The following is a 23,960-nucleotide window of genomic DNA, read 5'->3' as shown; positions in this document are numbered from 1 at the left end:
CATTTAACCGGCGACAAACGAAGATGCCGATACGATGAAACTCCCGAGAACCAGCATCGAGCAATGGCGAATCCTCCAGGCCGTCGTGGACTGTGGCGGCTTCGCCCAGGCCGCGCAGCAGCTGCATCGCAGCCAATCAGCCATCAGCTACACCATTGCGCGGCTGCAAGAACAAATCGGCGTCGCCTTGCTGGAGCAAGAGGGACGCCGCATGCGGCTTACCGAGGCCGGCGCCGCGCTGTTGCGCGATGCCATTCCGATTGCAGATAGCCTGGTCAAGCTGGAAGAGCGCGCGCAGACGCTCCGTCAAGGATGGGAGGCCGAGATACGCCTGGCCGTCGATTCGCTGTATCCAACCGAACCGCTGCTCAAGACACTCGAACAATTTGCGCTTCTGCATACCGGAACGCGGCTGCAGCTGCACGAAACCGTCATGTCCGGCACCGATGACGCCCTATTCAACGGCAAGGTGGACTTGGCCATCGGCGGCGCGGCGCCGCCCGGCTTTTTGGGCGACTGGTTGCTGGATGCCGAATTCATCGCCGTGGCTGCGCCGCGACATCCTTTGCACCAACTCGGGCGCGAGCTGCATATGGACGAGCTGGCGGAACATACCCAAGTCGTGGTGCGGGACTCCGGTTCGCGCGAGCCGCGCGACGCCGGCTGGCTCGGCGCCAAGCAGCGCTGGACCGTGAGCCGGGTGGAAACCTCGATTGAAACCGTGCGCGCCGGGCTCGCCTATGCCTGGCTGCCCAAGCATCGCATCAAGCAGGAGCTGGAGACGGGCGCGCTGCGGCCGCTGCCGCTGGCGGCAGGACAGCGCCGCTTCGCCTCGCTGTATCTGATCTATGCCGACCCAGCCGCCGCCGGGCCGGCCACGCGGGCATTTGGCCAGCTATTGCAAGAAACGACCGCGGCATGGCGCGAACGCTGCCATGCCGAGGCCTAGGCCGCGCTATTCGGCCGTGCTGACAATGCGGATCTGACCGGACAACACCTTGTGAATCGGGCATTGATTGGCGATCTCGGTCAGCCGCGCCTTCTGCTCGGCGTCGAGCTGGCCGATATAGCGCATCCGCCTCTCCAACACGAAAGCGCCATCGCGCTCGGCGTATGCGACCCGAACGTCGATGTCCGCCAGATCCCACCCCTTGCGCTTGGCGTACAAGGTCAGAGTCAGCGCCGTGCAGGCGCCCAGCGAGGCCGCCAACAACTGGTGCGGGGTAAAGCCGGTGTCTTCGCCGCCTATCGCCGGCGGCTCGTCCGCCAGCAGGGTATGGTTTCCTGACGTCACCACATGTTGCAGTTTTCCGCTGCCGCGAGTCACTTTCACTTCCATTGCACGCTCCTGGGGGCTGTCATTTGCTAGGCGGCAGGTCGAACCACAACACCTCGGCCTGTACGCCATCGCTCAGCTTCAAATCGGCGCCGCCGAACACTTTGACGCCGTCGCCGGCCTCCAGCGGATAACCATTCAGCAGCACGCTGCCGCGCGCCACGTGCAAATAGCCATTGCATCCGTTCTGTTGCGACCATTCGATCTCTTCCTCGCCGTCCACCAGCGCCGCATACAGGCTGGCATCTTGGTGGATGCGCAAGGAATCCTCGCGCCCGTCCGGCGAGACCACCAGGCGCAACTTGCCGCGCTTCTCTTCGCTGCTGAAGTGGCGCTGCTGATAACTCGGCGTCAGGCCCTTGCGGTCCGGCAAAATCCAGATTTGCAGGAAGTGCACCGGTTCGGAGTGCGAGTGATTGAACTCGCTATGGGAAATGCCATGGCCGGCTTCCATCATCTGCACGTCGCCGGGGCGGATCACCGAGCCGGTGCCTAAGGTGTCCTTGTGCTCCAGCGCGCCGTCCAGCACGTAAGAGATGATCTCCATATCGCTATGCGAATGAGTGGTGAAGCCCGCGCCGCGCGCCACCGTATCATCATTGATCACCCGCAGCGCGCTGAAGCCCATCTGCTCTGGGTTATAGTAGTGGGCAAAGGAAAAGGTATGCCAGCTGTTGAGCCAGCCATGGTTGGCGTGGCCGCGTTGATTGGCTTTGAGGACTTGCAGCATGGTCGTTTTCCTTTCAGGCAAGGGGTTGATGGCTGTAGTTTGAACCCCAATTAGTTGAATGAAAAACGCAAAAAACAGCAGATATCAATCGAATTTATTAATCAATCAATCCCCTCCATGCAGCAGACTCGTAAGCTGCCATTACGCGTCGAGTGAATGCAGAGCGATTCCTACTGATGATTCGTCTGAAATTGATGCCTCAGTCACAGCCATTTCGCAGGAGCAGATTGACCATCCGCTTAGGCCGACGAGCAGCCCCTCCAACCCTCCCCCTTGCGCATCCTCAATCCCAACAATCTCAAACGAAAAGAGGCCCTTCAGGGCCTCTTTGTTTGGTACTACTGGCAACAAGCTAATTATGCCATTGCCGTGAAGGACTTCATTACCTCGTGACAGACTTTATTCTTTCTGATCACTAGTCACCCCAACTAACACCAATTACTCCACAGTCACCGACTTAGCCAGATTACGCGGCTTATCCACATCCGTGCCGCGCGACAGCGCCACATGGTAGGCCAGCATCTGCACCGGGATGGTGTGGACGATGGGGCTGAGCACGCCGACATGGCGCGGGGTGCGGATCACGTGCACGCCGTCGGACTCGCTGAAGTGGCTGTCGGCGTCGGCGAATACGAACAGCTCGCCGCCGCGCGCGCGGACTTCCTGCATGTTCGACTTCACTTTTTCCAGCAGCGCGTCATTGGGGGCGATCACTACCACCGGCATGTTCTCGTCCACCAGCGCCAGCGGGCCGTGCTTCAGCTCGCCGGCCGGGTAGGCCTCGGCGTGGATGTAGGAGATTTCCTTCAGCTTCAGCGCGCCTTCCAGCGCGATGGGGTAATGCAGGCCGCGGCCGAGGAATAGCGCGTCGTCCTTGGCGGCGAAGCGTTCGGACCAGGCCTTGATCTGCGGCTCCAGATTCAGCGCGTGCTGCACGCTGCCCGGCAGGTGGCGCAGTTCGTCCAGGTATTGCGTTTCAGCCTCAGCCGACACGCGGCCGCGGGTCTTGCCCAGGGTCACGGCCAGGGCGAACAAGCCCACCAGCTGGGTGGTGAAGGCCTTGGTGGAGGCCACGCCGATTTCGGCGCCGGCGCGGGTGTAGAACACCAGGTCGCTGGCGCGCGGGATGGCGGATTCGCGCACATTGCAGATGGACAGCGCGTACTGGTGGCCCAGCTCCTTGGCGTATTTCAGCGCCTCCATGGTGTCCAGCGTTTCGCCGGACTGGGAGATGGTGACGATCAAGTGCTTGGGATGGGCGAAGGCGTCGCGGTAGCGGTATTCGCTGGCGATTTCCACGTCGCACGGCAGGCCGGCGATGCTTTCGATCCAGTACTTGGCGGTCATGCCGGCGTAGTAGCTGGTGCCGCAAGCCAGGATTTTCACGCCTTCCAGTTGCGGCAGGATGCCGGCGGCGGACTCGCCGAACAGCTCGGGGTTGAAGCCGTAGTCCTGCACCGCTTCGATGGTGTCGGACAGCGCCTTCGGCTGCTCGTGGATTTCCTTCTGCATGAAGTGGCTGTACGGCCCCAGCTCCAGAGACGCCAGCGACACGTCGGACAGATGGACCGGCCGCTCGATGGGCTGATCATTCTTGTCGATCAGCTTGACGCCGTCGCGGGTCAGGTGGCCGATGTCGCCCTCTTCCAGGAAGATCACGCGACGGGTGGCGGACAGGATGGCGGAGACATCGGAAGCGATGAAGTTTTCGCCCTCGCCCAGGCCTACCAGCAGCGGGCAACCCATGCGAGCGCACACCAGTTCGTCCGGACGGTCCAGCGCGATGACGCCGATGGCGTAGGCGCCGGTCAGCTCGCGGGTGGCTTTCTTCACCGCCTCGAACAGGCTGTCGCCTGCCTGGTAGTAGTGATGCACCAGGTGGGCGATCACTTCGGTGTCGGTTTGCGATTCGAAGGCGTAGCCCAAGCCTTTCAGGCGCTGGCGCTGCTGTTCGTGATTCTCGATGATGCCGTTGTGCACCACGGCGATCTTGCCGAAGGAGATGTGCGGGTGGGCGTTATATTCGGTCACGCCGCCATGGGTGGCCCAGCGGGTGTGGCCGATGCCCAGTTGGCCTTGCAGGCCGTCCTCTGCGGCGGCGCTTTCCATTTCCGCGACGCGGCCGACGCGGCGCACGCGGCGGATTTCGTCGCCGGCCAGCACGGCCACGCCAGCCGAGTCATAGCCGCGGTATTCCAGGCGCTTCAGGCCTTCTACCAGAATGGGAACGATATTACGCTGGGCGATGGCGCCAACAATGCCACACATTTACTTTCTCCTTGGACTGTCTTGAACGGTGGGCGCGCAAATCAGCGTCACGCCCTTCGCTTGAATGAGGTCTCTGGCCGCCTGCGGCAAACCGTCGTCGGTCACCAGCGTATGCACGCTGGCCCAGGGCAGTTCCAGATTGGGGATGCGCCGGCCTATCTTTTCCGACTCCACCATCACGATCACTTCGCGCGCCACTTCCGCCATCACGCGCGACAGGCCCACCAGCTCGTTGAAGGTGGTGGTGCCGCGCTCCAGGTCTATGCCGTCGGCGCCGATGAACAATTGGTCGAAATCGTAGGAACGCAGCACCTGCTCCGCCACCTGGCCCTGGAACGATTCCGAATGCGGGTCCCAGGTGCCGCCGGTCATCAGCAGAATCGGCTCGTTTTCCAGCTCGCGCAACGCGCCGGCGACGTTCAGCGAGTTGGTCATCACCACCAGACCGCGCTTGTTGCCGAGCAAGGGGATCATCGCGCTGGTGGTGGTGCCGCTGTCTATGATCACGCGGTTGTGGTCGCGCAGCCGCTCGGCGGCGGCGCGGGCGATTGCTTGCTTTCGCTTCGAAACCTGTTCGACATCCGGCTCCGCCACCATCTCGCTGGGCAGCGACACCGCGCCGCCGTAACGGCGCAGCAGCAAACCGCCGGTCTCCAGCAATGCCAGGTCTTTGCGGATTGTCACCTCAGAGGTGGAGAAACGCTGGGTCAGTTCATCCACGCTGACTTCGCCCCGCTCCTGAACCAGGACGGCGATAGCATGGCGGCGCTGCTGAGTGTTTCGTTTTGTCATCACAAGTTTCGATTCGAAAGTTTTGTGATGATAATGCGCTGCGCAATGAAAGACAAGGCAGACATTTCTTTACACGGCGCGGCTCAGCTTGTTGACAGGCGGCTTGCCGAAAACCCATCGTCATGAAAAAATCAGAATGCCCATAAATTAACTGCCCATATTGGGAATCAAAGCCATGCCCACCCGCCCGGCACCGATCAAAAGAGAGCAGGCTCTGCGCATACTGGCGCAAACCGGGATAAGCCCAAGCAACTACGCGCCTCCTTTGTTCCGGCTGTTATGGCGACTGGGCAGCAACGTCCCGCCGCCGCATTTACTGCCCTTCTGGCAAGCCGCACTGGTATTGGGAGCCTTTTTTGGCCCTGCTTGGACAGCATTGGTTTTCTTGTTTAACCACATGCTCGCCTTACCCGTGCCAGGCATCCTGGCATTGCTTGCGCTCGCATTGCTGATGGGATGCCTGTTCGGACTCAGCATGGCGGCTTACTACGCCTACGGAAGACGCAAGCATCATTTGCCAACGTGGGATTCGCTTTGCGGGCAGGACGAATCAAAGTGACAGAATGGCAGACGCCAATAAACAGCGCCCTGCTCTCAGTGGGAGAAACAGGGCGCTGTTAAGCATCCGACGCGCAGATTGATTACGACTTTTTCTCCGGCCGCTTCCAGCCAGGAATGGTCACCTGGCGCGCGCGCGCCACGGTCAGCTCGCCGGCCGGCGTATTCTTGCTGATCACGGAACCGGCGCCTATGGTCGAGTCCTTCTCCAGCACCACCGGCGCCACCATCAGCGTGCCGGAGCCGACGAAGACGTTATCGCCGATGATGGTCTTGAACTTGTTGACGCCGTCGTAGTTGCAGGTGACGGAGCCGGCGCCGACATTGACCTTGCGGCCGATCTCGGCATCGCCGATATAAGTCAGGTGATTGACCTTGGACGCCTCGCCGATCTTGCTCTTCTTCACTTCGACAAAGTTGCCGATGTGAACATGAGCGGCCAGATCGGCCCCCGGACGCAGGCGGGCATACGGCCCGATCTTGCACGCCTCGCCGACTACCGCGTCTTCCAGGTGCGAGAACGGCGCGATCTTGGCGCCTGCGGCGATGCGCGCATTCTTCAGCACGCAGTGGGCGCCGATTTCAACGTTGTCGCCCAGCTCCACCGCGCCTTCGAATACGCAGCCGACGTCGATGCTGACGTCCATGCCATGCTTGAGTTCGCCGCGGATATCGATGCGCGCCGGATCGGCCAGCGTCACGCCGGCTTCCAGCAGCGCGCGCGCCTGGTTGGCCTGCAGAATGCGCTCCAGTTCGGCCAGTTGCAGCTTGTTGTTGACGCCGGACGCCTCCCAGCTGGCGTCCACGCTGGCGCTTTCCACCGCCACGCCGTCCTGCACCGCCAGCTCCAGCACATCGGTCAGATAGTATTCGCCCTGGGCATTGCCGTTTTTCAGCGCATTCAGCCAGCCTGCCAGTTGCGCGTTCGGCAGCACCATCATGCCGGTATTGATCTCGCGGATGGCCAGCTGTTCCGGCGTGCAATCCTTGTGTTCGACGATGGCCTTCAGCTTGCCGTCGGCGCCGCGCAGCATGCGCCCATAGCCGGTGGCATCGGCCAGCACGTCGGTCAGCACCGCCATGCCTTGGCCTGCGGCGTCCACCAGCTTTTGCAGCGTCGATGCCTTGGTCAAGGGCACATCGCCATACAGCACCAGGGTTTTGCCGTCCGCCGGCAAATGCGGCAGCGCCATTTTCAGCGCATGGCCGGTGCCCAGCTGCTCGGCCTGCTCAGCCCAGATCAGATCGGCATCGCCAATGCGGGCGCGCACTTGGTCGCCGCCGTGGCCGTACACCACCACCAGGCGGGAGGGATTCAAGCCGCGCGCGGTGCGGATCACGCGCGCCAGCATCGGTTCGCCGCCTATCGGGTGCAGCACCTTGGGCATGGAGGAATACATGCGCTTGCCCTTGCCCGCGGCAAGGATGACGATACTCAAACTATCCATATCAAAAATCCTAAAACCATATCAGGCCACGAAATCCACAAAAAAACACGAAAACCAACGCTTGCCGCAGCCGATTCGCCCGAGCCGCGCTTGCCAGCATAAACGGCAATGCGCCGAAGCACTGCCATTTCGTGTTTTTTTGTGGGTTTCGTGGCTAAAAAACCGTTTTACAGATCGGCAAAAATGAAAAAGGCTGCCACTTGCGTGGCAGCCTAGCACTATACACGATTACATATCGCGCAATCAGTGAGCGCGCTTCTTGAGGTAATCCAGCGTCTTGAGCTCGGCAATCGCCACCGCCAGGGCGGCGTGGGCCTTGGCCGTGCTCATGTCGTCGGTCGCGTGCTTGAGGGCATCCTCGGCAGCGCGTTTCGCCTCATTGGCGCGGGCCTCATCGAGATCCTCGCCGCGAATCGCCGTATCGGCAAGCACGGTGATCAGGGTCGGCTGCACTTCCATCATGCCGCCGGACACCGCCACCAGTACTTCTTCCTTGCTGCCCGGCACCTTCAAACGAAGTACGCCGGGCTTGATACGGGTCAGGAGCGGCACGTGTTGCGGGTAGACGCCGATCTCACCTTCCGTTGCCGGCGCGACGACAAATTCTGCCTCGCCGGAGAAGATGAGTTGCTCGGTGCTAACCACTTCCACACGCATCTTGGACATCCGCCCTCTCCTTAGTTAAGGGTCTTGGCTTTCTCGGCAGCTTCTTCGATCGAACCCACCATGTAGAACGCTTGTTCCGGCAGGTGGTCGTATTCGCCAGCGAGAATGGCCTTGAAGCCCTTGATGGTTTCGCGCAGCGGAACGTATTTGCCCGGGGAACCGGTAAATACTTCGGCCACGTGGAACGGCTGGGACAGGAAGCGCTGGATCTTACGGGCGCGAGCCACGACCAGTTTGTCTTCCTCGGACAGTTCGTCCATACCCAGAATCGCGATGATGTCGCGCAGTTCCTTGTAGCGCTGCAGAGTGGACTGCACGCCGCGGGCGACGGTGTAGTGCTCGTCGCCAACCACCAGCGGATCCAGCTGGCGCGAAGTGGAGTCGAGCGGGTCCACGGCCGGGTAGATGCCCAGCGAGGCGATGTCGCGCGACAGCACTACGGTAGCGTCCAAGTGGGCGAAGGTGGTCGCCGGGGACGGGTCGGTCAAGTCATCCGCAGGCACGTATACGGCCTGGATGGAGGTAATGGAACCATCCTTGGTCGAAGTAATACGTTCTTGCAGACGGCCCATTTCCTCGGCCAGCGTCGGCTGGTAACCCACCGCGGACGGCATACGGCCCAGCAGAGCGGACACTTCGGTACCGGCCAGGGTGTAGCGGTAGATGTTGTCCACGAACAAGAGAACGTCGCGGCCCTTGCCGTTTTCGTCCTTCTCGTCGCGGAAGTGCTCGGCCATGGTCAGGCCGGTCAAGGCCACGCGCAGACGGTTGCCCGGCGGCTCGTTCATCTGACCGTAAACCATCGCCACCTTGTCCAGGACGTTGGAGTCCTTCATTTCGTGGTAGAAGTCGTTACCTTCACGGGTACGCTCACCCACGCCGGCGAACACGGACAGACCCGAGTGCGCCTTGGCGATGTTGTTGATCAGTTCCATCATGTTCACGGTCTTGCCCACACCGGCGCCGCCGAACAGACCCACCTTGCCGCCCTTGGCGAACGGGCACAGCAGGTCGATCACCTTGATGCCGGTTTCCAGCAGGTCGGTGGCGGCAGACAGCTCGTCGAACTTCGGAGCCGACTGGTGAATGGCACGACGCTTGTCGGTGGCAACCGGACCGGCTTCATCCACCGGGTTGCCCAACACGTCCATGATGCGGCCGAGGGTGGCGGTGCCCACCGGCACCGAGATCGGTGCGCCGGTGTTGGCAACCAGCATGCCACGCTTCAGACCGTCGGAGCTGCCCATCGCAATGGTACGGACCACGCCGTCGCCCAGCTGTTGCTGAACTTCGAGCGTCAGGTCGGCGTCTACCAGCTTCAGGGCATCATAAACCTTCGGCATGGCGTCGCGCGGAAATTCCACGTCGATCACCGCGCCAATGATTTGTACGATTTTGCCTTGGCTCATTATCGCTTCCTAAAAATAAACTTTTACAGTTCCGTTGACGGTTACACCGCCGCGGCACCTGCCACGATTTCCGACAGCTCGGTCGTAATCGCCGCCTGACGCGCCTTGTTGTATACCAGGCGCAGCTGCTTGATGGTGTTGCCCGCGTTGTCGGTGGCGGCTTTCATCGCCACCATCCGCGCGGCCTGCTCGGAAGCCATGTTCTCGGCCAGAGCCTGATACACCACCGACTCCAGGTAACGACGCACCAGGAACTCCATCAGCGTCGGCGCATCCGGCTCGTACAGGTAATCCCACGAGTGCGAATGCTCAACCACCATATGGTGCGGCGTCAGCGGAAGCAGCTGTTCAAGTGCCGGCTCCTGCTTCATGGTATTCACGAAGCTGGAGTAAACGATGTAGACCGCGTCCAGTTCGCCTTCAGCGTACTGCTTGAACAGAACTGTAAGCGGGCCAATCAGTTTTTCCATCTTCGGCACGTCGCCGAGATGGACCGCGCTGGCCACCACCTTGAGACGGGCGCGCTGGGCTGCCGCCAGGCCTTTTTGGCCCAGGCAGCAGACGTCGACTTCGACGCCCTGATCCTGCAGTTCCTTGACCTTGCCGAAGAAGCGCTTGAACGTGTTCACGTTCAGGCCGCCGCACAGGCCCTTGTCGGAGGAAACCAGGATGATGCCGGCGCGCTTGATCGTCTCGCGACGGGCAAGCAGCGGGTGACCAAGTTCCGCGTTCGCCTGAGCGAGGTGCGCCATAACCGTGCGCACCTTCTCGGCGTAAGGACGGGCAGCGCGCATACGCTCTTGCGTCTTGCGCATCTTCGAGGTCGACACCATCTGCATAGCGCGGGTGATCTTTTGCGTGTTTTGCACGCTGCGGATCTTGGTGAGAATCTCTTTACCGACTGCCATATCCTGAACCTTTCTCTAGCTACGACGTGAGTCGAAGGCTCAGTTGAAGCTGTAGCCAGCCTTGAACGATTCCATCGCCTTGGCCAGTACCTTCTCGTTGTCGGCAGACAGATCACCGGAGGCGTTCACAGCCTGCAGCACTTCGGCGTGGTTGGCACGCACGTAGGCCAGGAATTCGGCTTCGAAAGCCAGAGCCTTCTTCACCGGAACGTCTTCGTAGCTGCCCTTGTTCACGGCCCACAGGGTCAGCGCCATTTCCGCGGTGGACAGGGTGGCGAACTGCTTCTGCTTCATCAGTTCGGTCACGACTTCACCGTGGGACAGCTGCTTGCGGGTGGCTTCGTCCAGGTCGGAAGCGAACTGCGCGAACGCAGCCAGCTCGCGATACTGAGCCAGGGCCAGACGGATACCGCCGCCGAGCTTCTTGATGACCTTGGTCTGAGCGGCGCCGCCCACGCGCGATACCGAGATACCGGCGTTGATGGCCGGACGGATACCTGCGTTGAACAAGTCGGTTTCCAGGAAGATCTGGCCGTCGGTAATCGAAATCACGTTGGTCGGCACGAACGCGGAAACGTCGCCGGCCTGGGTTTCGATGATAGGCAGAGCGGTCAGCGAACCGGTCTTGCCCTTTACGGCGCCGCCAGTCAGCTTTTCCACTTCCTCTTCGTTGATGCGCGCGGCGCGCTCCAACAGACGGGAGTGCAGATAGAATACGTCGCCCGGGTAAGCTTCGCGGCCCGGCGGACGGCGCAGCAGCAGCGAGATCTGACGGTAAGCGACGGCTTGCTTGGACAGGTCGTCGTATACGATCAGGGCATCTTCGCCGATGTCGCGGAAGTATTCGCCCATGGTGCAACCAGCGTACGGGGCGATGAATTGCAGCGCGGCGGCTTCGGAAGCGGTGGCGGCCACGATGATGGTGTGACCCATCGCGCCGTGCTCTTCCAGCTTGCGCACCACGTTGGCGATGGAGGAAGCCTTCTGACCTACGGCTACGTAGATGCAGATGACGCCATTGCCCTTCTGGTTGATGATGGCGTCCAGCGCCACGGCGGTCTTGCCGGTCTGACGGTCGCCAATGATCAGCTCACGCTGGCCGCGGCCAACCGGAACCATGGAGTCGATGGACTTCAGGCCGGTTTGCATCGGTTGCGATACCGACTTACGGGCGATTACGCCCGGGGCGATCTTTTCGATCGGGGAGGACAGCTTGGCGTTGATCGGGCCCTTGCCGTCGATCGGCTGACCCAGCGCGTTCACCACGCGGCCAACCAGCTCCGGGCCAACCGGCACTTCCAGAATGCGACCGGTGCACTTGACTTCGTCGCCTTCGGAGATGTGCTCGTACTCGCCCAGCACCACGGCGCCGACCGAGTCGCGCTCCAGGTTCATGGCGAGGCCAAAGGTGTTGCCCGGGAATTCGAGCATTTCGCCCTGCATCACATCGGCCAGGCCGTGGATGCGGACGATACCGTCGGTCACGGAGATAACCGTGCCCTTGGTGCGAACTTCAGCGCCTTCAGCCAGATTCTGGATCTTGGCCTTGATCAGATCGCTGATTTCAGAGGGGTTCAACTGCATGATCTCTCCTAATTCTTGAGGCTTGCTGCCATGGCTTGCAGTTTGCCGCGCACGGAAGCGTCGATGACATCGTCGCCCACCGACACGCGAACGCCGCCAATCAGATCGGCGTTCTCACGCACATCAAGACGCACGGTCTTGCCGTACTTCTTGGAAAGCGTGGTGGTCAGTTCGGCTTTCTGGTCATCGGACATGACAAAAGCGGACTCCACCAGGGCGTCCACGATGTCTTCCGATTGCGCCTTCAGCAGTTCAAACTGCGCGGCGATTTCCGGCAGCAGCGTCAAACGGGCGTTCTCGATCAGCGCGGCGATGAAGCGTTTTACTTCTTCGTTGCCACGGCCGCCGAGCACATCCAGCATCAGCGCCTCAACCTCTTGTGCGGTATGTTTCGGATTGGTAATGACTTGCACCAGATCCGGGTTATTCACCATGGCAGCCAGCCACGACAGCGCTTCCGACCATTGGCCGAGGGTGCCCTGTTCCGTGGCGAGGCTGTATACCGCTTCGGCGTAGGGCCTTGCGACGGTAATGAGTTCTGCCATGAGTTAATTAAAACTCCGCTTTGATGGAGGCAAGCAGGTCGGCGTGCTTAGCGGCGTCGATCTCCTTGCGCAGGATCTTCTCGGCGCCGGCAACGGCCAGGTCGGCTACTTGAGTGCGCAGAGTTTCCTTCACGCGCAGCACTTCCTGGTCGATTTCAGCCTTGGCGTCAGCCACGATGCGCGCACTTTCAGTGCGTGCCGCGTCTTTGGCTTCGTCCACGATCTGGCTGGCACGCTTTTCGGCGGCAACCACGATCTCGGTCGCCTGCTGCTTCGCCTTGCGGATTTCGTCCGCTACGCGCTTTTCAGCCGCTTCCAGATCCTGCTTGCCACGTTCCGCAGCGGCCAAGCCATCAGCGATACGCTTGGCCCGCTCATCCATCATGTTGGTAAGCGGAGGCCAAACAAACTTCATGGTGAACCATACCAGGATGGCGAACGTGATCGCCTGGCCCAGTAGTGTTACGTTGAATTCCACGCTTGTTTTCCTCCAGAGTATGACTACAACAACCGTTTACCGATCCGTAGAAAACGGATTAGTGAGCAGCCTTAACGATAGCCAGGGCAGCGGACAGGAACGGGTTGTTGAAGGTGAACAGCATGGCAACACCAACACCAATCATGGAGATCGCGTCAAGCAGACCGGCGATGATGAACAGCTTGGTTTGCAGAACCGGGATCATTTCCGGCTGACGAGCGGAGGACTCGAGGAACTTGCCACCCAGAATGGCGAAACCGATAGCGGTGCCCAGAGCGCCCAGACCAATGATCAGGGCTGCAGCGATAGCGGTCATCGACTGGATCTGAGAAACGAGTGCTTCCATTGTGTATCTCCTAAGACTTAAAGCAAGGATGGTTGGTAAAAAAGTATGGTGAATCTACAGGTAAATCAGTGCGCTTCCACTGCCAGACTCAGGTACACGATGGTCAGCATCATGAACACGAAAGCCTGCAGGGTGATGATCAGGATGTGGAAAATCGCCCACGGCGCGCCCAGCACCCACTGCAGGCCCCAGGGCAGCAGCGCGATCAGGATGAAGATCAGTTCGCCGGCGTACAGGTTGCCGAACAAACGAAGAGACAGCGAAATCGGCTTGGCCGCCAGTTCCACCAGCTGGAACACGAAGTTCAGCGGAGCCAGGATGATGGCGCCGATCGGATTGGAGCTATGGAACGGCGCGGTCAAGAGTTCCTTGCCCCAGCCGCCCAGACCCTTGGCCTTGATGGAGAAGCCGATGATCAGGATCATCACGGACAGCGACATGGCGAAAGTGGCGTTCACGTCAGCGGACGGCACCACGCGGAAATACACATGGTGCGGCTCCAGGCCGAAGAAGGTGTAACCGATCCACTGCGCGGCCATCGGGAACAGATCCACCGGGAACAAGTCCATGAAGTTCATCAGGAACACCCAGCAGAAAATGGTCAGCGCCAGCGGGGCGATAACCTTGCTCTGGCCATGAAACACTTCCTTGACCTGGGTTTGCACCAGCTCGATGATCATTTCGACGAACAGCTGCAGACGGCCCGGCGCTTCGATGCTGGCGCGGCGCGCCACCATGGCGAACACGCCGACGAAGATGAAGCCCAGCAGCAGCGAGATGGAGAAGGTGTCAACGTGCAGGCTCCAGAAGCCGGCTGACGGATCCGAGTTCCAGAAGGTAAGGTGGTGCTTGATGTAATCGGTTGCGTTGCTTGCCATCGCTCTTTTCTCAATTTTTGATTAGAAGCCCGAAACCGTAGCCGGAGGTGGCGGCAATGAACCCACCGAGAAAACCGGCCACGGACAAATCCTTGAAACTGGCCAAAACCGCAGCACTTATCAGTACGGTCAGGCAAAACTTCACCGCCTCGGCCAGGAAATGCGCTTTGATCAAGGCCGCGGGCGGCACATGACGTTTGGCATAAGCAATCCTGGCATAAATCAGCGCCGGCCCGAGCACCGCCAATCCGCCCAACACCGCGGACACGGCGACGGCCACATTGCCGCCACTGAGGAGTAGCGAAACGACTACAGCCAGACCGGCCAGGCTGGCTTGTAGTCGCAGCACCCGCTTCACTTCCTGATAGACCATGATCGCCAGTGCAAAAAAACCGCTGGATTATAGGCTTCGCATTTGCGTTGCGTCAACTTTGCGCAATAGTGTTTTTTGCGCTGCAACAAGCTCATTTTTGAGGATTTTTTTGCAGCTTGGCCAATAGCGAATCAAGTTCATCCAGACTGGCATATTCTATGATCAGCTTGCCGTTGCCGCCGTTGGCATGACGAATGCAGACCCGGGCGCCGATGGCGTCCGAAACCTGTTCCTCCAGCCTGGAAATATCTGGATCGGCGTGCTTTTGCTGCGGAGAAACTGTCTCTTTTTGCGCAACACGCTGCTGCACCCGGCGCTCCACCTCGCGCACCGACATGCCCTTGCGCACCACCTCGTTCGCCAGTTCCAGCTGGGAAACCGTGGGCAGGGACAACAGCGCGCGGGCGTGGCCCATCTCCAGCTTGCCCTCGTGCATCATCTGCTGCAGCGGCTGCGGCAGCACCAACAGGCGCAGCAGATTCGACACCGCGCTGCGCGAGCGGCCGACGGCGTCGGCCGCCGCTTCGTGAGTCAGGCCGAACTCGTCGATCAGCCGCTTGATGCCCTGCGCCTCTTCGATCGGGTCCAGTTCCTGGCGCTGGATGTTCTCTATCAGCGCCATCGCCAGCGCGGCCTCGTCCGGCACGCTCTTGATCACCACCGGCACTTCGGCCAGGCCGGCCTTGCGCGAGGCGCGCCAGCGGCGCTCGCCGGCGATCAGTTCGTAGTCGCCCAGGCCCAGCTCGCGCACGATCAGCGGCTGGATGATGCCCTGCACGCGAATGGAGGCCGCCAGCTCGTCCAGCGCCGCTTCATCCATGAAACTGCGGGGCTGGTACTTGCCGGGGCGGATGCTGTCTATCGGAAGCGTGGAAAGTCTGTCGTCCACCGCGTCAACGGTGGACAGGAGCGCGTCGAGTCCGCGCCCCAATCCTTTGAGTTTGGCCATAGTGTCAGACGGTGGGAGTTGCGGTGGCGGGTTCGAGTCGTTCAACCAGTTCCTGCGACAGCGCCAGATAGGCCTGCGCGCCGCGGGAATTGCGGTCATACGACAAACCCGGCAGGCCGTGGCTGGGAGCCTCGGCCAGGCGCACGTTGCGCGGGATGACGGTCTGGAACACCTTGTCGCCGAAGTGGCGCGCCAGCTGTTCCGATACCTGCTGCGACAAATTGTTGCGGGCGTCGAACATGGTGCGCAAGAGGCCCATGATCTCGATCCTGGGATTGACCGCGGTGCGAACCTTGCGCAGGGTGGCCACCAGATCGGACAAGCCTTCCAGCGCGTAGTACTCGCAAACCATGGGGATCAGCACGCTGTCGGCCGCCACCAGGCCGTTCAGCGTGAGAAGGTTGAGCGAGGGCGGGCAGTCGATCAGCACGTAGTCGTACTGGCCGGCTACCTCGGCCAAGGCGTTCTTCAGCCGCGCTTCGCGCGCCAGTTCGTTGACCAGCTCCAGTTCGGCGCCGCCGAGATTGCGGTTGGCCGGCAGCACGTGGTAGCCGCCGGCCTTGGCGTCCTGGCGCGCCTCTTCGATGGTGGCCTCGCCCAGCAGCACGTCGTAGCCGGACTTCTCCAGCGACTGCTTGGCGATGCCGCTGCCCATGGTGGCGTTGCCCTGCGGGTCCAGATCGACGATCAGCACCCGCCGGCCCAGCTCGGCCAAACCGGCCGCCAGATTGACGACGGTGGTGGTCTTGCCCACCCCGCCCTTCTGGTTGGCCACCGCGATCACGCGTGGATTCATTGCAGCACCATCCTCACCAGATGGCGTTCGGCGTCCAGCCCCGGCACCGTTACCGGCAGCACCTCCGAAACCGCCACGCCTTGCGGCAGCAAGGCGATTTCCTCATACGGATACACGCCCTTCATCGCCACATACTGGCCGTCGTCGGCCATCAGGTGGCGGGTCAGCTTGACGAACTCGGACAACTCCGAGAACGCGCGGCTGGTGATGCGATCGAACTTCTGCTCCGGCTGGTACGCCTCCACCCGGTCGGTCATCACCTGCACATTCGGCAGGCCCAGCTCCAGCACCACCTGGCGCAGGAAGGTGGTTTTCTTGTGATTGGAATCCAGCAGCACCACCTGCAGGTCCGGCCGCGCGATGGCGGTGGGAATGCCCGGCATGCCGCCGCCTGAGCCCACGTCCAGCATGCGGCTGCCGCCTTGCAGATGCGGCACCAGGCTCAGGCTGTCCAACAGATGATAGCTGACCATGCGCTCTTCCTGGCGGATGGCGGTGAGATTGTAAGTCTGGTTCCACTTGACCAAGAGCGCCAGGTAGCGCTCCAGCAGGTCCAGCTGCGGTTCGGTCAGCTCCAGCGCCAGTTGCGCCAGCCCTTGTTTCAATTCGGCAATATGTTGTGTCATGCGGTCTTCGCGTCGGTGAAGCCACGCTTCAGGTGCACCATCAGCAGGGCGATGGCGGCCGGGGTGATGCCCTGGATGCGCGAAGCCTGGCCCAGCGTCTCCGGACGCTGCTGGTTCAGCTTCTGCTGCACTTCCTTGGACAGGCCCTTGACCAGGCCATAATCGATGTCGCCCGGCAGACGGATGTCTTCCAGATTATCGCGGCGCGCCAGCTCTTCGTTCTGGCGATTGATGTATCCCTGGTATTTGACCTGAATTTCCACCTGCTCGGCAACCTCGTCGGCCAGTTCCGGCGCGCCGGCGGCCGCTTCCGGCACCGTCATCAGCCCGCGGTACGGCACATTCGGGCGCTTCAGCAGGTCCTGCAGCGTGTATTCGCGTTCGATCTGCTTGCCCAGCACCTTTTCCAAGGCGGCCGGGTCCTGCAGCTTGGCCGGATGCACCCAGGTGGCGGCCAGGCGCGCCTTCTCGGCCTCCACCGCGTCGCGCTTGCGGCAGAAGGCGTCCCACTGCGCGTCGTCCACCACGCCCAGCTTGCGGCCCATCTCGGTCAGGCGCAGGTCGGCGTTGTCTTCCCGCAATTGGAGGCGGAATTCGGCGCGGCTGGTGAACATGCGGTACGGCTCGGACACGCCCTTGGTGATCAGGTCGTCGACCAGCACGCCCAGGTAGGCCTCGTCGCGGCGCGGGCACCAGGCGTCCTGCTCGCGGGCGAACAGGCCTGCGTTCAGGCCGGCCAGCAGGCCCTGGGCGGCGGCTTCTTCATAGCCGGTGGTGCCGTTGATCTGGCCGGCGAAGAACAGGCCCTGGATGGCCTTGGTTTCCAGCGAGGCCTTCAGGCCGCGCGGGTCGAAGTAGTCGTATTCGATCGCGTAGCCGGGACGCAGGATGTGGGCGTTTTCCATGCCGCGGATCGAGCGCACCGCCGCCAGCTGGATGTCGAACGGCAGGCTGGTGGAAATCCCGTTGGGGTAGAACTCGTGCGTGGCCAGGCCTTCCGGCTCCAGGAACACCTGATGGCTGTCCTTGTCGGCGAAGCGGTTGATCTTGTCTTCGATGGACGGGCAGTAGCGCGGGCCCACGCCTTCGATCACCCCGGTGAACATCGGGCTGCGGTCAAAGCCGCCGCGGATGATGTCGTGGGTGCGCTCGTTGGTGTGGGTGATCCAGCACGGCAGCTGCTTGGGATGCATCTCGCGCTTGCCGCGGTAGGAGAACACCGGCTCAGGCGTGTCGCCCGGCTGCTCTTCCATCACGCTGAAATCCACGCTGCGGCCGTCGATGCGCGGCGGCGTGCCGGTTTTGAGCCGGCCCACCGGCAGGTCCAGTTCGCGCAGGCGCGCGCCCAGCGTGCTGGCGGCCTGGTCGCCGGCGCGGCCGCCGGTGTAGTTTTCCATGCCGACGTGAATTTTGCCGGACAGGAAGGTGCCGGCGGTCAGCACCACGGTCTTGGCGCGGAAGGTGATGCCGATGGCGGTGATGGCGCCGGCGACGCGGTCGCCCTCTATCAGCAGATCATCCACCGGCTGCTGGAACAGCGTCAGATTGGTCTGGTTTTCCAGCATCTCGCGGATGGCGGCCTTGTACAGGATGCGGTCGGCCTGGGCGCGCGTGGCGCGCACAGCCGGGCCTTTGGACGCATTCAGCGTGCGGAACTGGATGCCGCCGATGTCGGTGGCCAGCGCCATGGCGCCGCCCAGCGCGTCCACCTCTTTCACCAGATGGCCCTTGCCGATGCCGCCGATCGACGGATTGCACGACATCTGCCCCAGGGTCTCGATGTTGTGCGTCAGAAGGAGCGTATTGCAGCCCATGCGCGCTGCGGCCAGCGCGGCCTCGGTGCCGGCGTGACCACCGCCCACCACTATCACGTCGTAGCTTGTCGGATAAATCATGGCGAAAGAGCAAATCAAGCGGAAAAACGGCCTATTTTACGCCAAATCCGTTTGACTGATAAGTCCTTGATTTCAATAAACCCGCGGCCGTCACCATATCGTCAAGCCACGGTCACCACAAGGTCATGTTTCGGACATCGCATTGTCAAACTCGACACCTAGCATAAGCTCATCACGACGAGGGGCAAAACATGCTGCTAAATGAACAACTTGCAAGCAGAAGCAAACCGCGACTCGCAGTCCGCCTGGCGCAGAGCGCCGAAGACATTCGCCGCGCGCAGAAACTGCGCTTCGAAGTGTTTGCCGGCGAAATGGGCGCCGAACTGGCCTCGCGCGACCTGGGCATAGACTGCGACGAATACGACGAGCTGTGCGACCACCTGATCGTAGAGGACCACAATACCGGCCTGGTGGTGGGCACCTACCGCATGCTCCCCCCTACCGCCGCCCGCAGCGCGCCCAGCCTGTATTCCGAACACGAATTCGATCTCTCCCGCCTGTCCCACCTGCGCGACAACCTGATCGAAGTGGGCCGCTCCTGCGTGCACCGCGACTTCCGCTCCGGCGCGGTGATCGCCCTCTTGTGGTCCGGCCTGGCCGATTACGTCGCCAGCCAGAACGGCGCCTATCTGGCCGGCTGCGCCAGCGTGTCGCTGACCGACGGCGGCCATCAGGCGGTCAGCCTCTACCGCCAGCTGGAAGGCCAGTACCTGTCGCCGCCGGAATGGCGCGTCTTCCCGCATCTGCCGCTACCGCTGGACCGGGTTGTCGACGACAGCGCCCCGGTGCCGCTGCCGCCGCTGATCAAGGGCTATCTGCGCGCCGGCGCCCATGTCTGCGGCGAACCGGCCTGGGACCCGGACTTCAACTGCGCCGACTTCTTCATGCTGCTGCCGATGAGCCGGCTGAATGCGCGCTACAACAAGCATTTTGTCGGCGCCGCCGCCTGAGCCGGCAATCGGGAGACATCCGACGGACGACGACGGGGTTCATGCCTAGACGGAATGCTACAATCGCGGCATGAACTACACCTTTGAACCGATAGGCGTGATCCACTCGCCGTATCGGGAAAAATTCGGCATCCCGCGCCAGCCCTCGCTGGCGACGGCTGCCGGCGTCACACTGCAGCTGCTGCCGCCTTACAACCATCCAGACTGCGTGCGCGGGCTGGAGGCCTTCTCCCACGTCTGGATCAGCTTCGTGTTCCACCAGACGCTGGAACGCGGCTGGCAGCCGCTGGTGCGGCCGCCGCGGCTGGGCGGCAACGCCAAGGTGGGCGTGTTCGCCAGCCGCTCCACCCACCGCCCCAATCCCTTGGGGCTATCGCTGGTGGAGCTGGTTTCGGTCTCGACGGAAGGCGGTGTGTCGCTGCAACTGGCCGGGGCCGACCTGCTGGACGGCACGCCGGTCCTGGACATCAAGCCGTACATTCCCTTCGTCGAGTCGCGCCCGAACGCGGCCGGCGGCTTTGTCGACGGCCCGCCGCCGCTGCTGAAAGTAGAATGGAGCGACGCCGCCCTGCGCCAATTGACGGAGCTTGAGCCGCCGCCGGGCTTCGCGACGCTGGTGGAGCAAGTGTTGGCCCAAGACCCGCGCCCGGCCTATCAGGACGATCCGCAACGCGTCTACGGCGTGATGCTGTATTGCTACAATGTCCGCTTCGGCATCGCTGCCAACAAGGCAACGGTGCTTGAAATTCTGCAAGAAAACCAAAACTAAATCGCATCTTCCCGGTCTTACCGGGGCAACTAAACCACTCAGGACAAAGAAAATGACCACTCGCGCGAAGACGATCGTACTCGCCTTCACCATGGTTTCCGTGTTGGCGACACCGTTTGCCGAGGCCGCGCGCCTGGGCAAGGGCAAGAGCGCAGGCATGCAGCGCTCCACGCCCACCCGCAGCTATCAACCGAGCACGCCGGCCCAGGCGCCGCAGTCCGCCGGCGTGCCGGCTCCGGCCGCCGCCCCGGCACAGGCTCAACCGCAGAAGAGCGGCCCGGGCATCGGCACCGCGCTGGCCGCCGGCGCGGCAGGCGCGGCCGCCGGCTACATGCTGGGCTCCGCCGGCAGCGACAAGCAACACGCCAATCAGCAAGCGGCGCCGCAGGACGCCGCAGGCAACGCCGCGCCGGCGCAACAGCAAAAGGATAGCGGCATGCCGTGGGGCATGCTGGCCCTGCTGGGCCTGCTGCTGGTGGGCGGCTTCATGTTCTTCCGCCGCAAGGCCGGCGCGCCGGGCGCCAATGCGCCGCAACCGGCCGGCATGCCGCAAGGCATGGCCGAACAGCCGCGCGGCTTTGATCCGATTCCGAAAATCGGCTCCGGCATGAACGGCGGCAACAGCTTCGGCGGCGGCGCCCCTGCGCCTAGCAGCGCGCCGCAGACTCGCCTGCCCGACGGCACCGAAACGCCTAACTTCCTGCGCCAGGCCAAGGCTACCTTCCTGCACCTGCAAAGCCTGAACACCCCGGACAGCATGGAAGAAGTGCGCAAGTACATGACGCCGGACCTGTTCAATGCGCTGATCAGCGACATCGCCAGCAACAGCGGCGTGGCGGACTTCTCGCAGCTGGATTGCCAGCTGGCCGACGCCGCCGTCGAAGGCGGCCGCTACATCGCCAGCGTGCGCTTCTCCGGCCAGGTAAGCGAGGAAGTGGGCGCGCCGGTCGTGCCGTTCAGCGAGATCTGGCATTACGTGAAGGATGACAGCACCGGCGGACGCTGGCTGGTGGCGGGCATTCAGCAGGACTAAACGAGGCGCGCGGACGCTGTTGCGTTCCGGTCGCGCTTAACACTCGTTGACGACGGGCCGTGAGGCCCGTTTTTTATTTTCATGTCCATGCACTAAACTGGAATGCCGCTTGCTTGTAAGGCGGGACGGGTCAAATAAGAACCCGCTGACAGGGAGACCGCATCGCGATGACAGCTTTCGAGCACGCCGGCCTGAAAATCGGCAGCCATTTCCAGCCTGTCTACAGCCTGGCACATCGACGCAGCATAGGCGTGGAGGCGTTGCTGCGAGCCGAGCAAGGCAAGGACGCGCTCACGCCTGCCGAAGCCTTCTACACCGCCATATCCCCCGAGCAGCGCCATCAGCTGGACGTCGCCGTCAGCCTGGCCCACATCCAGCGCTTTCTCAAGCTGGAATCCGAGCACCCGCGCTGGCTGTTCCTGAACATCGACGCCGCCTCGCTGTCGCGTCCCGACCGGGCGATGGCGCTGGTCAACAACATCCGCCAAGCCGGACTGGAACCGCACCAAGTAGTGCTGGAAGTGCTGGAGCATGTGCTGGAGGTGGACGAGGCGCTGCTGGAAGGCGTGCATCTGTTGAAAAACAACGGCTTTATGATCGCCATCGACGACTTTGGCGTGGGCCACTCCAATCTGGAGCGGGTGTGCCAGCTGGAGCCGGCGATGGTGAAATTCGACCGCCAGCTGATGCGCAACGCCATCCATCAGCCGCGCAGCCGCAGCCTGCTGGCGCGCCTGGTGCGCTTGATGCACGAAATCGGTGCATTGGTGGTGCTGGAAGGCATCGAAACCGAGCGCGATGTGCTGGTGGCCATGGACTCCGGCTGCGACCTGATCCAGGGTTATTTTGTGGCCCATCCGGCGGAGCAGCCCGATGGCGACGACATCATCACCCCCAAGCTGGACGAACGCTGGGACGAGCTGATGGCGCATGCGCTGCTCAAGCGCAAACTCACCCGCCGCCAGATCGAGCTGGCGCGGCAATGCTTCGTGCAGAGCGCCATCTCGCTGATGCAAGGCACGCCGTTCGACCTGGCGGCCAAACCCATGCTGAGCCTGCCGGACGTGATCCGCTGCTTCCTGCTGAACAGCGAGGGGCGGCAGATCGGCCGCAACCTGAACAACCGCCAAGCCTCTGCGACGCCGGACCCGCGCTACGCGCCGCTGTCCGACACCACCGGCGCGGTGTGGTCGCGCCGCAGCTACTTCCAGCACGCGGTGGACCAGCCCGGCGTGCTGTATATGAGCGAGCCGTATCTGTCGATGACCGATCCGCGCTCCTGCGTGACGATGTCGATGGCGATAGAAATCGACGAATGCATGCATGTGCTGTGCGCCGACCTGCTGGTGCCGCAAACCGACATCGCCTGATCCCAACCCAAAAAACAAGCGGCCTGCTGGCCGCTTGTTTTTCGATTGCCCGCCTTACTTGGCCGGCGTCACGTCCTGAATGTATTCAAACAAGGTCACCACCTTCTGCACGCCGGCGGTTTCGCTGACCACCTTGGCCGCTATCTGGCCTTCGGCCTGCGTCACCAGGCCCAGCATGTAGACAACGCCGCGCTCGGTCACCACCTTCACGTCATTGGGATTGTAGCCCTTGCCATCCAGCAGGCGGGTGCGCACCTTGCTGGTGATCCAGGTGTCGTTGCTGCGCTCGGAGAAGCCGGAAACCGGGCCCACCGTCAGGTAGTTGTAGACGCGGCGCACATTGGGAATGCCGCGCACGATCAGCTCCGCCTGCTGGCGCGCTTCTTCGGTGGGCACCTCACCGGTCAGCAGCACGGCGCGGTTGAAGCTGTTGCGGTTGACGTGGGCGGACGGCAGACGGCTGGCGATCTGCTCGCCGGACTTCAGCTCAATGCCCTGGTCGTCCACATAAGCGCCGCTGGTGCGGCGGTCTGCGGCCACCAGCACGCCGCCGGCAGCCGCGCCCGCCACCAGGCCGACGCAGCCGCTCAGGCCGCTGGCCAGGCCAGCCGCCAGCAGCAATGCGAATACGGTTTGTTTCATTTACTCTCCCCCAAGCAGCATGCAGTCAATGGCGTCGCATAGCGCGTGGATCAGCAGGATATGCACTTCCTGGATCCGGCAGGTGCGCAGCGACGGCACGTTCAGGTGTATATCTTCCGGCGACAGGATTTCCGTCACCTTGCCGCCATCCTTGCCGGTCAACGCGATCACGCTCATGCCGCGCTCGTGCGCGGCGTAGATGGCCTCGATCACATTGGCGGAATTGCCGGATGTCGAAATGGCCAGCAGCAGGTCGTTGGTGTGGCCCAGCGCCCGCACCTGCTTGGAAAACACCATGTCGAAATCGTAATCGTTGCCGATGGCGGTCAAGGCCGAAGTATCGGTAGCCAGCGAAATCGCCGCCAGGCCCGGCCGCTCCTTCTCGAAGCGGCCCACCATTTCCGCGGCGAAGTGCTGGGCGTCGGCGGCGGAACCGCCATTGCCGCAGGCCAGAATCTTGCCCTCGTTCATCAGGCAGGCCACCATCAGCTCGGCCGCCGCGGCCACGCCCGGCGACAGCAGCTCCATCGCCTCCTGCTTGGCGGCGATGCTTTCCAGAAAATGGCCGTTGACCCGGTCAATCAGATCCATTGGGGAATCCCCTTTTCTCA

At 62.3% G+C, this 23,960-nt stretch carries 26 protein-coding genes; 6 read left to right on the top strand and 20 right to left on the bottom strand.

What is annotated here, in order from left to right:
- Nucleotides 1–34 precede the first annotated feature (34 nt).
- Nucleotides 35–949 carry a LysR family transcriptional regulator gene (locus tag BI343_RS11890; protein ID WP_071109832.1) on the top strand — a complete coding sequence of 305 codons (915 nt, stop codon included), beginning with the start codon at nt 35–37 and terminating at the stop codon, nt 947–949.
- A 6-nt stretch (nt 950–955) separates the two neighbouring features.
- Here the strand turns inward: BI343_RS11890 and BI343_RS11885 are convergent, their stop codons facing one another.
- From BI343_RS11885 to BI343_RS11870, 4 genes are all read right to left on the bottom strand, one after another.
- Complete coding sequence (locus tag BI343_RS11885; RefSeq protein WP_071109831.1) at nt 956–1,339, bottom strand: OsmC family protein; 384 nt, start codon at nt 1,337–1,339, stop codon at nt 956–958.
- A gap of 19 nt (nt 1,340–1,358) precedes the next feature.
- Nucleotides 1,359–2,066, bottom strand: a complete 708-nt coding sequence (locus BI343_RS11880) for a pirin family protein (RefSeq protein ID WP_071109830.1) — start codon at nt 2,064–2,066, stop codon at nt 1,359–1,361.
- 438 nt (nt 2,067–2,504) lie between these two features.
- A complete protein-coding gene (gene glmS, locus BI343_RS11875) occupies nt 2,505–4,334 on the bottom strand; it encodes a glutamine--fructose-6-phosphate transaminase (isomerizing) (RefSeq protein ID WP_071109829.1) in 1,830 nt (609 codons plus the stop codon).
- On the bottom strand, nt 4,335–5,126 hold the full coding sequence (locus BI343_RS11870) for a DeoR/GlpR family DNA-binding transcription regulator (RefSeq protein WP_043620341.1): 792 nt from the start codon (nt 5,124–5,126) through the stop codon (nt 4,335–4,337).
- Between the two features lie 175 nt (nt 5,127–5,301).
- On the opposite strand from BI343_RS11870, the gene BI343_RS11865 reads away from it, so the two are divergent.
- Complete coding sequence (locus BI343_RS11865) at nt 5,302–5,685, top strand: DUF6404 family protein (RefSeq protein WP_071110016.1); 384 nt, start codon at nt 5,302–5,304, stop codon at nt 5,683–5,685.
- 82 nt (nt 5,686–5,767) lie between these two features.
- Here the strand turns inward: BI343_RS11865 and glmU are convergent, their stop codons facing one another.
- The 14 genes from glmU to mnmG all read right to left on the bottom strand — a co-directional run bounded on the left by glmU (nt 5,768) and on the right by mnmG (nt 18,585).
- Entirely contained in the window at nt 5,768–7,132 is a 1,365-nt protein-coding gene (glmU, locus tag BI343_RS11860) for a bifunctional UDP-N-acetylglucosamine diphosphorylase/glucosamine-1-phosphate N-acetyltransferase GlmU (RefSeq protein WP_071109828.1), read from the bottom strand.
- 243 nt (nt 7,133–7,375) lie between these two features.
- Nucleotides 7,376–7,798, bottom strand: a complete 423-nt coding sequence (locus BI343_RS11855; RefSeq protein WP_043620348.1) for a F0F1 ATP synthase subunit epsilon — start codon at nt 7,796–7,798, stop codon at nt 7,376–7,378.
- A gap of 11 nt (nt 7,799–7,809) precedes the next feature.
- A complete protein-coding gene (gene atpD, locus BI343_RS11850; protein ID WP_043620350.1) occupies nt 7,810–9,207 on the bottom strand; it encodes a F0F1 ATP synthase subunit beta in 1,398 nt (465 codons plus the stop codon).
- Between the two features lie 41 nt (nt 9,208–9,248).
- Complete coding sequence (gene atpG, locus BI343_RS11845; protein WP_071109827.1) at nt 9,249–10,115, bottom strand: F0F1 ATP synthase subunit gamma; 867 nt, start codon at nt 10,113–10,115, stop codon at nt 9,249–9,251.
- Between the two features lie 39 nt (nt 10,116–10,154).
- Nucleotides 10,155–11,699 carry a F0F1 ATP synthase subunit alpha gene (gene atpA / locus BI343_RS11840; protein ID WP_043620354.1) on the bottom strand — a complete coding sequence of 515 codons (1,545 nt, stop codon included), beginning with the start codon at nt 11,697–11,699 and terminating at the stop codon, nt 10,155–10,157.
- An 8-nt stretch (nt 11,700–11,707) separates the two neighbouring features.
- On the bottom strand, nt 11,708–12,244 hold the full coding sequence (locus BI343_RS11835; protein WP_043620357.1) for a F0F1 ATP synthase subunit delta: 537 nt from the start codon (nt 12,242–12,244) through the stop codon (nt 11,708–11,710).
- Between the two features lie 7 nt (nt 12,245–12,251).
- Entirely contained in the window at nt 12,252–12,722 is a 471-nt protein-coding gene (locus BI343_RS11830; protein WP_043620360.1) for a F0F1 ATP synthase subunit B, read from the bottom strand.
- A gap of 58 nt (nt 12,723–12,780) precedes the next feature.
- Entirely contained in the window at nt 12,781–13,068 is a 288-nt protein-coding gene (gene atpE, locus BI343_RS11825) for a F0F1 ATP synthase subunit C (RefSeq protein WP_021474885.1), read from the bottom strand.
- Between the two features lie 65 nt (nt 13,069–13,133).
- Nucleotides 13,134–13,946 carry a F0F1 ATP synthase subunit A gene (atpB, locus tag BI343_RS11820; protein ID WP_043620363.1) on the bottom strand — a complete coding sequence of 271 codons (813 nt, stop codon included), beginning with the start codon at nt 13,944–13,946 and terminating at the stop codon, nt 13,134–13,136.
- A gap of 10 nt (nt 13,947–13,956) precedes the next feature.
- Nucleotides 13,957–14,319, bottom strand: a complete 363-nt coding sequence (locus BI343_RS11815) for an ATP synthase subunit I (protein ID WP_043620367.1) — start codon at nt 14,317–14,319, stop codon at nt 13,957–13,959.
- 91 nt (nt 14,320–14,410) lie between these two features.
- Complete coding sequence (locus tag BI343_RS11810; RefSeq protein ID WP_071109826.1) at nt 14,411–15,268, bottom strand: ParB/RepB/Spo0J family partition protein; 858 nt, start codon at nt 15,266–15,268, stop codon at nt 14,411–14,413.
- A 4-nt stretch (nt 15,269–15,272) separates the two neighbouring features.
- Nucleotides 15,273–16,064 (bottom strand): ParA family protein, encoded by a 792-nt coding sequence (locus BI343_RS11805; RefSeq protein ID WP_043620373.1) that lies wholly within the window; start codon nt 16,062–16,064, stop codon nt 15,273–15,275.
- Complete coding sequence (rsmG, locus tag BI343_RS11800; protein WP_071109825.1) at nt 16,061–16,690, bottom strand: 16S rRNA (guanine(527)-N(7))-methyltransferase RsmG; 630 nt, start codon at nt 16,688–16,690, stop codon at nt 16,061–16,063. The genes BI343_RS11805 and rsmG overlap by 4 nt, the downstream gene beginning before the upstream one ends.
- Entirely contained in the window at nt 16,687–18,585 is a 1,899-nt protein-coding gene (gene mnmG / locus BI343_RS11795; RefSeq protein WP_071109824.1) for a tRNA uridine-5-carboxymethylaminomethyl(34) synthesis enzyme MnmG, read from the bottom strand. Before mnmG ends, rsmG begins: the two co-directional genes overlap by 4 nt.
- Before the next feature lie 191 nt (nt 18,586–18,776).
- Here mnmG and BI343_RS11790 point away from each other — a divergent pair, with 191 nt between their 5' ends.
- From BI343_RS11790 to BI343_RS11775, 4 genes are all read left to right on the top strand, one after another.
- Nucleotides 18,777–19,535 (top strand): GNAT family N-acetyltransferase, encoded by a 759-nt coding sequence (locus BI343_RS11790; protein WP_071109823.1) that lies wholly within the window; start codon nt 18,777–18,779, stop codon nt 19,533–19,535.
- Nucleotides 19,536–19,605: 70 nt separating this feature from the next.
- On the top strand, nt 19,606–20,304 hold the full coding sequence (gene tsaA, locus BI343_RS11785; RefSeq protein WP_071109822.1) for a tRNA (N6-threonylcarbamoyladenosine(37)-N6)-methyltransferase TrmO: 699 nt from the start codon (nt 19,606–19,608) through the stop codon (nt 20,302–20,304).
- A gap of 52 nt (nt 20,305–20,356) precedes the next feature.
- Complete coding sequence (locus BI343_RS11780; RefSeq protein WP_071109821.1) at nt 20,357–21,337, top strand: Tim44 domain-containing protein; 981 nt, start codon at nt 20,357–20,359, stop codon at nt 21,335–21,337.
- A gap of 167 nt (nt 21,338–21,504) precedes the next feature.
- Nucleotides 21,505–22,707, top strand: coding sequence for a sensor domain-containing phosphodiesterase (locus BI343_RS11775; protein WP_071109820.1), 1,203 nt, complete (start codon nt 21,505–21,507; stop codon nt 22,705–22,707).
- Between the two features lie 54 nt (nt 22,708–22,761).
- On the opposite strand, the gene BI343_RS11770 is transcribed toward BI343_RS11775, so the two are convergent.
- Together BI343_RS11770 and BI343_RS11765 are read right to left on the bottom strand one after the other, a co-directional pair.
- Nucleotides 22,762–23,349 carry a BON domain-containing protein gene (locus BI343_RS11770; RefSeq protein ID WP_071109819.1) on the bottom strand — a complete coding sequence of 196 codons (588 nt, stop codon included), beginning with the start codon at nt 23,347–23,349 and terminating at the stop codon, nt 22,762–22,764.
- The gene (locus BI343_RS11765) at nt 23,350–23,940 is read right to left on the bottom strand and encodes a phosphoheptose isomerase (RefSeq protein ID WP_043620403.1); all 591 of its coding nucleotides are present in this window, start codon (nt 23,938–23,940) and stop codon (nt 23,350–23,352) included. It lies immediately after the preceding gene.
- Nucleotides 23,941–23,960 lie beyond the last annotated feature (20 nt).

This window comes from Chromobacterium amazonense (assembly GCF_001855565.1).
Taxonomy (GTDB): domain Bacteria; phylum Pseudomonadota; class Gammaproteobacteria; order Burkholderiales; family Chromobacteriaceae; genus Chromobacterium; species Chromobacterium amazonense.
This window is presented reverse-complemented; position numbering and strand designations above follow the sequence as displayed.

Coding starts and splice junctions, on each gene's coding strand:
- glmS (WP_071109829.1), bottom strand. CDS start 4,334: ATGTGTGGCATTGTTGGCGCCATCGCCCAGCGTAATATCGTTCCCATT.
- BI343_RS11835 (WP_043620357.1), bottom strand. CDS start 12,244: ATGGCAGAACTCATTACCGTCGCAAGGCCCTACGCCGAAGCGGTATAC.
- atpE (WP_021474885.1), bottom strand. CDS start 13,068: ATGGAAGCACTCGTTTCTCAGATCCAGTCGATGACCGCTATCGCTGCA.
- BI343_RS11865 (WP_071110016.1), top strand. CDS start 5,302: ATGCCCACCCGCCCGGCACCGATCAAAAGAGAGCAGGCTCTGCGCATA.
- atpG (WP_071109827.1), bottom strand. CDS start 10,115: ATGGCAGTCGGTAAAGAGATTCTCACCAAGATCCGCAGCGTGCAAAAC.
- BI343_RS11775 (WP_071109820.1), top strand. CDS start 21,505: ATGACAGCTTTCGAGCACGCCGGCCTGAAAATCGGCAGCCATTTCCAG.
- BI343_RS11815 (WP_043620367.1), bottom strand. CDS start 14,319: ATGGTCTATCAGGAAGTGAAGCGGGTGCTGCGACTACAAGCCAGCCTG.
- atpD (WP_043620350.1), bottom strand. CDS start 9,207: ATGAGCCAAGGCAAAATCGTACAAATCATTGGCGCGGTGATCGACGTG.
- BI343_RS11790 (WP_071109823.1), top strand. CDS start 18,777: ATGCTGCTAAATGAACAACTTGCAAGCAGAAGCAAACCGCGACTCGCA.
- tsaA (WP_071109822.1), top strand. CDS start 19,606: ATGAACTACACCTTTGAACCGATAGGCGTGATCCACTCGCCGTATCGG.
- BI343_RS11855 (WP_043620348.1), bottom strand. CDS start 7,798: ATGTCCAAGATGCGTGTGGAAGTGGTTAGCACCGAGCAACTCATCTTC.
- BI343_RS11810 (WP_071109826.1), bottom strand. CDS start 15,268: ATGGCCAAACTCAAAGGATTGGGGCGCGGACTCGACGCGCTCCTGTCC.
- glmU (WP_071109828.1), bottom strand. CDS start 7,132: ATGGATAGTTTGAGTATCGTCATCCTTGCCGCGGGCAAGGGCAAGCGC.
- mnmG (WP_071109824.1), bottom strand. CDS start 18,585: ATGATTTATCCGACAAGCTACGACGTGATAGTGGTGGGCGGTGGTCAC.
- BI343_RS11780 (WP_071109821.1), top strand. CDS start 20,357: ATGACCACTCGCGCGAAGACGATCGTACTCGCCTTCACCATGGTTTCC.
- BI343_RS11880 (WP_071109830.1), bottom strand. CDS start 2,066: ATGCTGCAAGTCCTCAAAGCCAATCAACGCGGCCACGCCAACCATGGC.
- BI343_RS11805 (WP_043620373.1), bottom strand. CDS start 16,064: ATGAATCCACGCGTGATCGCGGTGGCCAACCAGAAGGGCGGGGTGGGC.
- BI343_RS11885 (WP_071109831.1), bottom strand. CDS start 1,339: ATGGAAGTGAAAGTGACTCGCGGCAGCGGAAAACTGCAACATGTGGTG.
- BI343_RS11770 (WP_071109819.1), bottom strand. CDS start 23,349: ATGAAACAAACCGTATTCGCATTGCTGCTGGCGGCTGGCCTGGCCAGC.
- BI343_RS11870 (WP_043620341.1), bottom strand. CDS start 5,126: ATGACAAAACGAAACACTCAGCAGCGCCGCCATGCTATCGCCGTCCTG.
- BI343_RS11890 (WP_071109832.1), top strand. CDS start 35: ATGAAACTCCCGAGAACCAGCATCGAGCAATGGCGAATCCTCCAGGCC.
- BI343_RS11765 (WP_043620403.1), bottom strand. CDS start 23,940: ATGGATCTGATTGACCGGGTCAACGGCCATTTTCTGGAAAGCATCGCC.
- atpA (WP_043620354.1), bottom strand. CDS start 11,699: ATGCAGTTGAACCCCTCTGAAATCAGCGATCTGATCAAGGCCAAGATC.
- atpB (WP_043620363.1), bottom strand. CDS start 13,946: ATGGCAAGCAACGCAACCGATTACATCAAGCACCACCTTACCTTCTGG.
- rsmG (WP_071109825.1), bottom strand. CDS start 16,690: ATGACACAACATATTGCCGAATTGAAACAAGGGCTGGCGCAACTGGCG.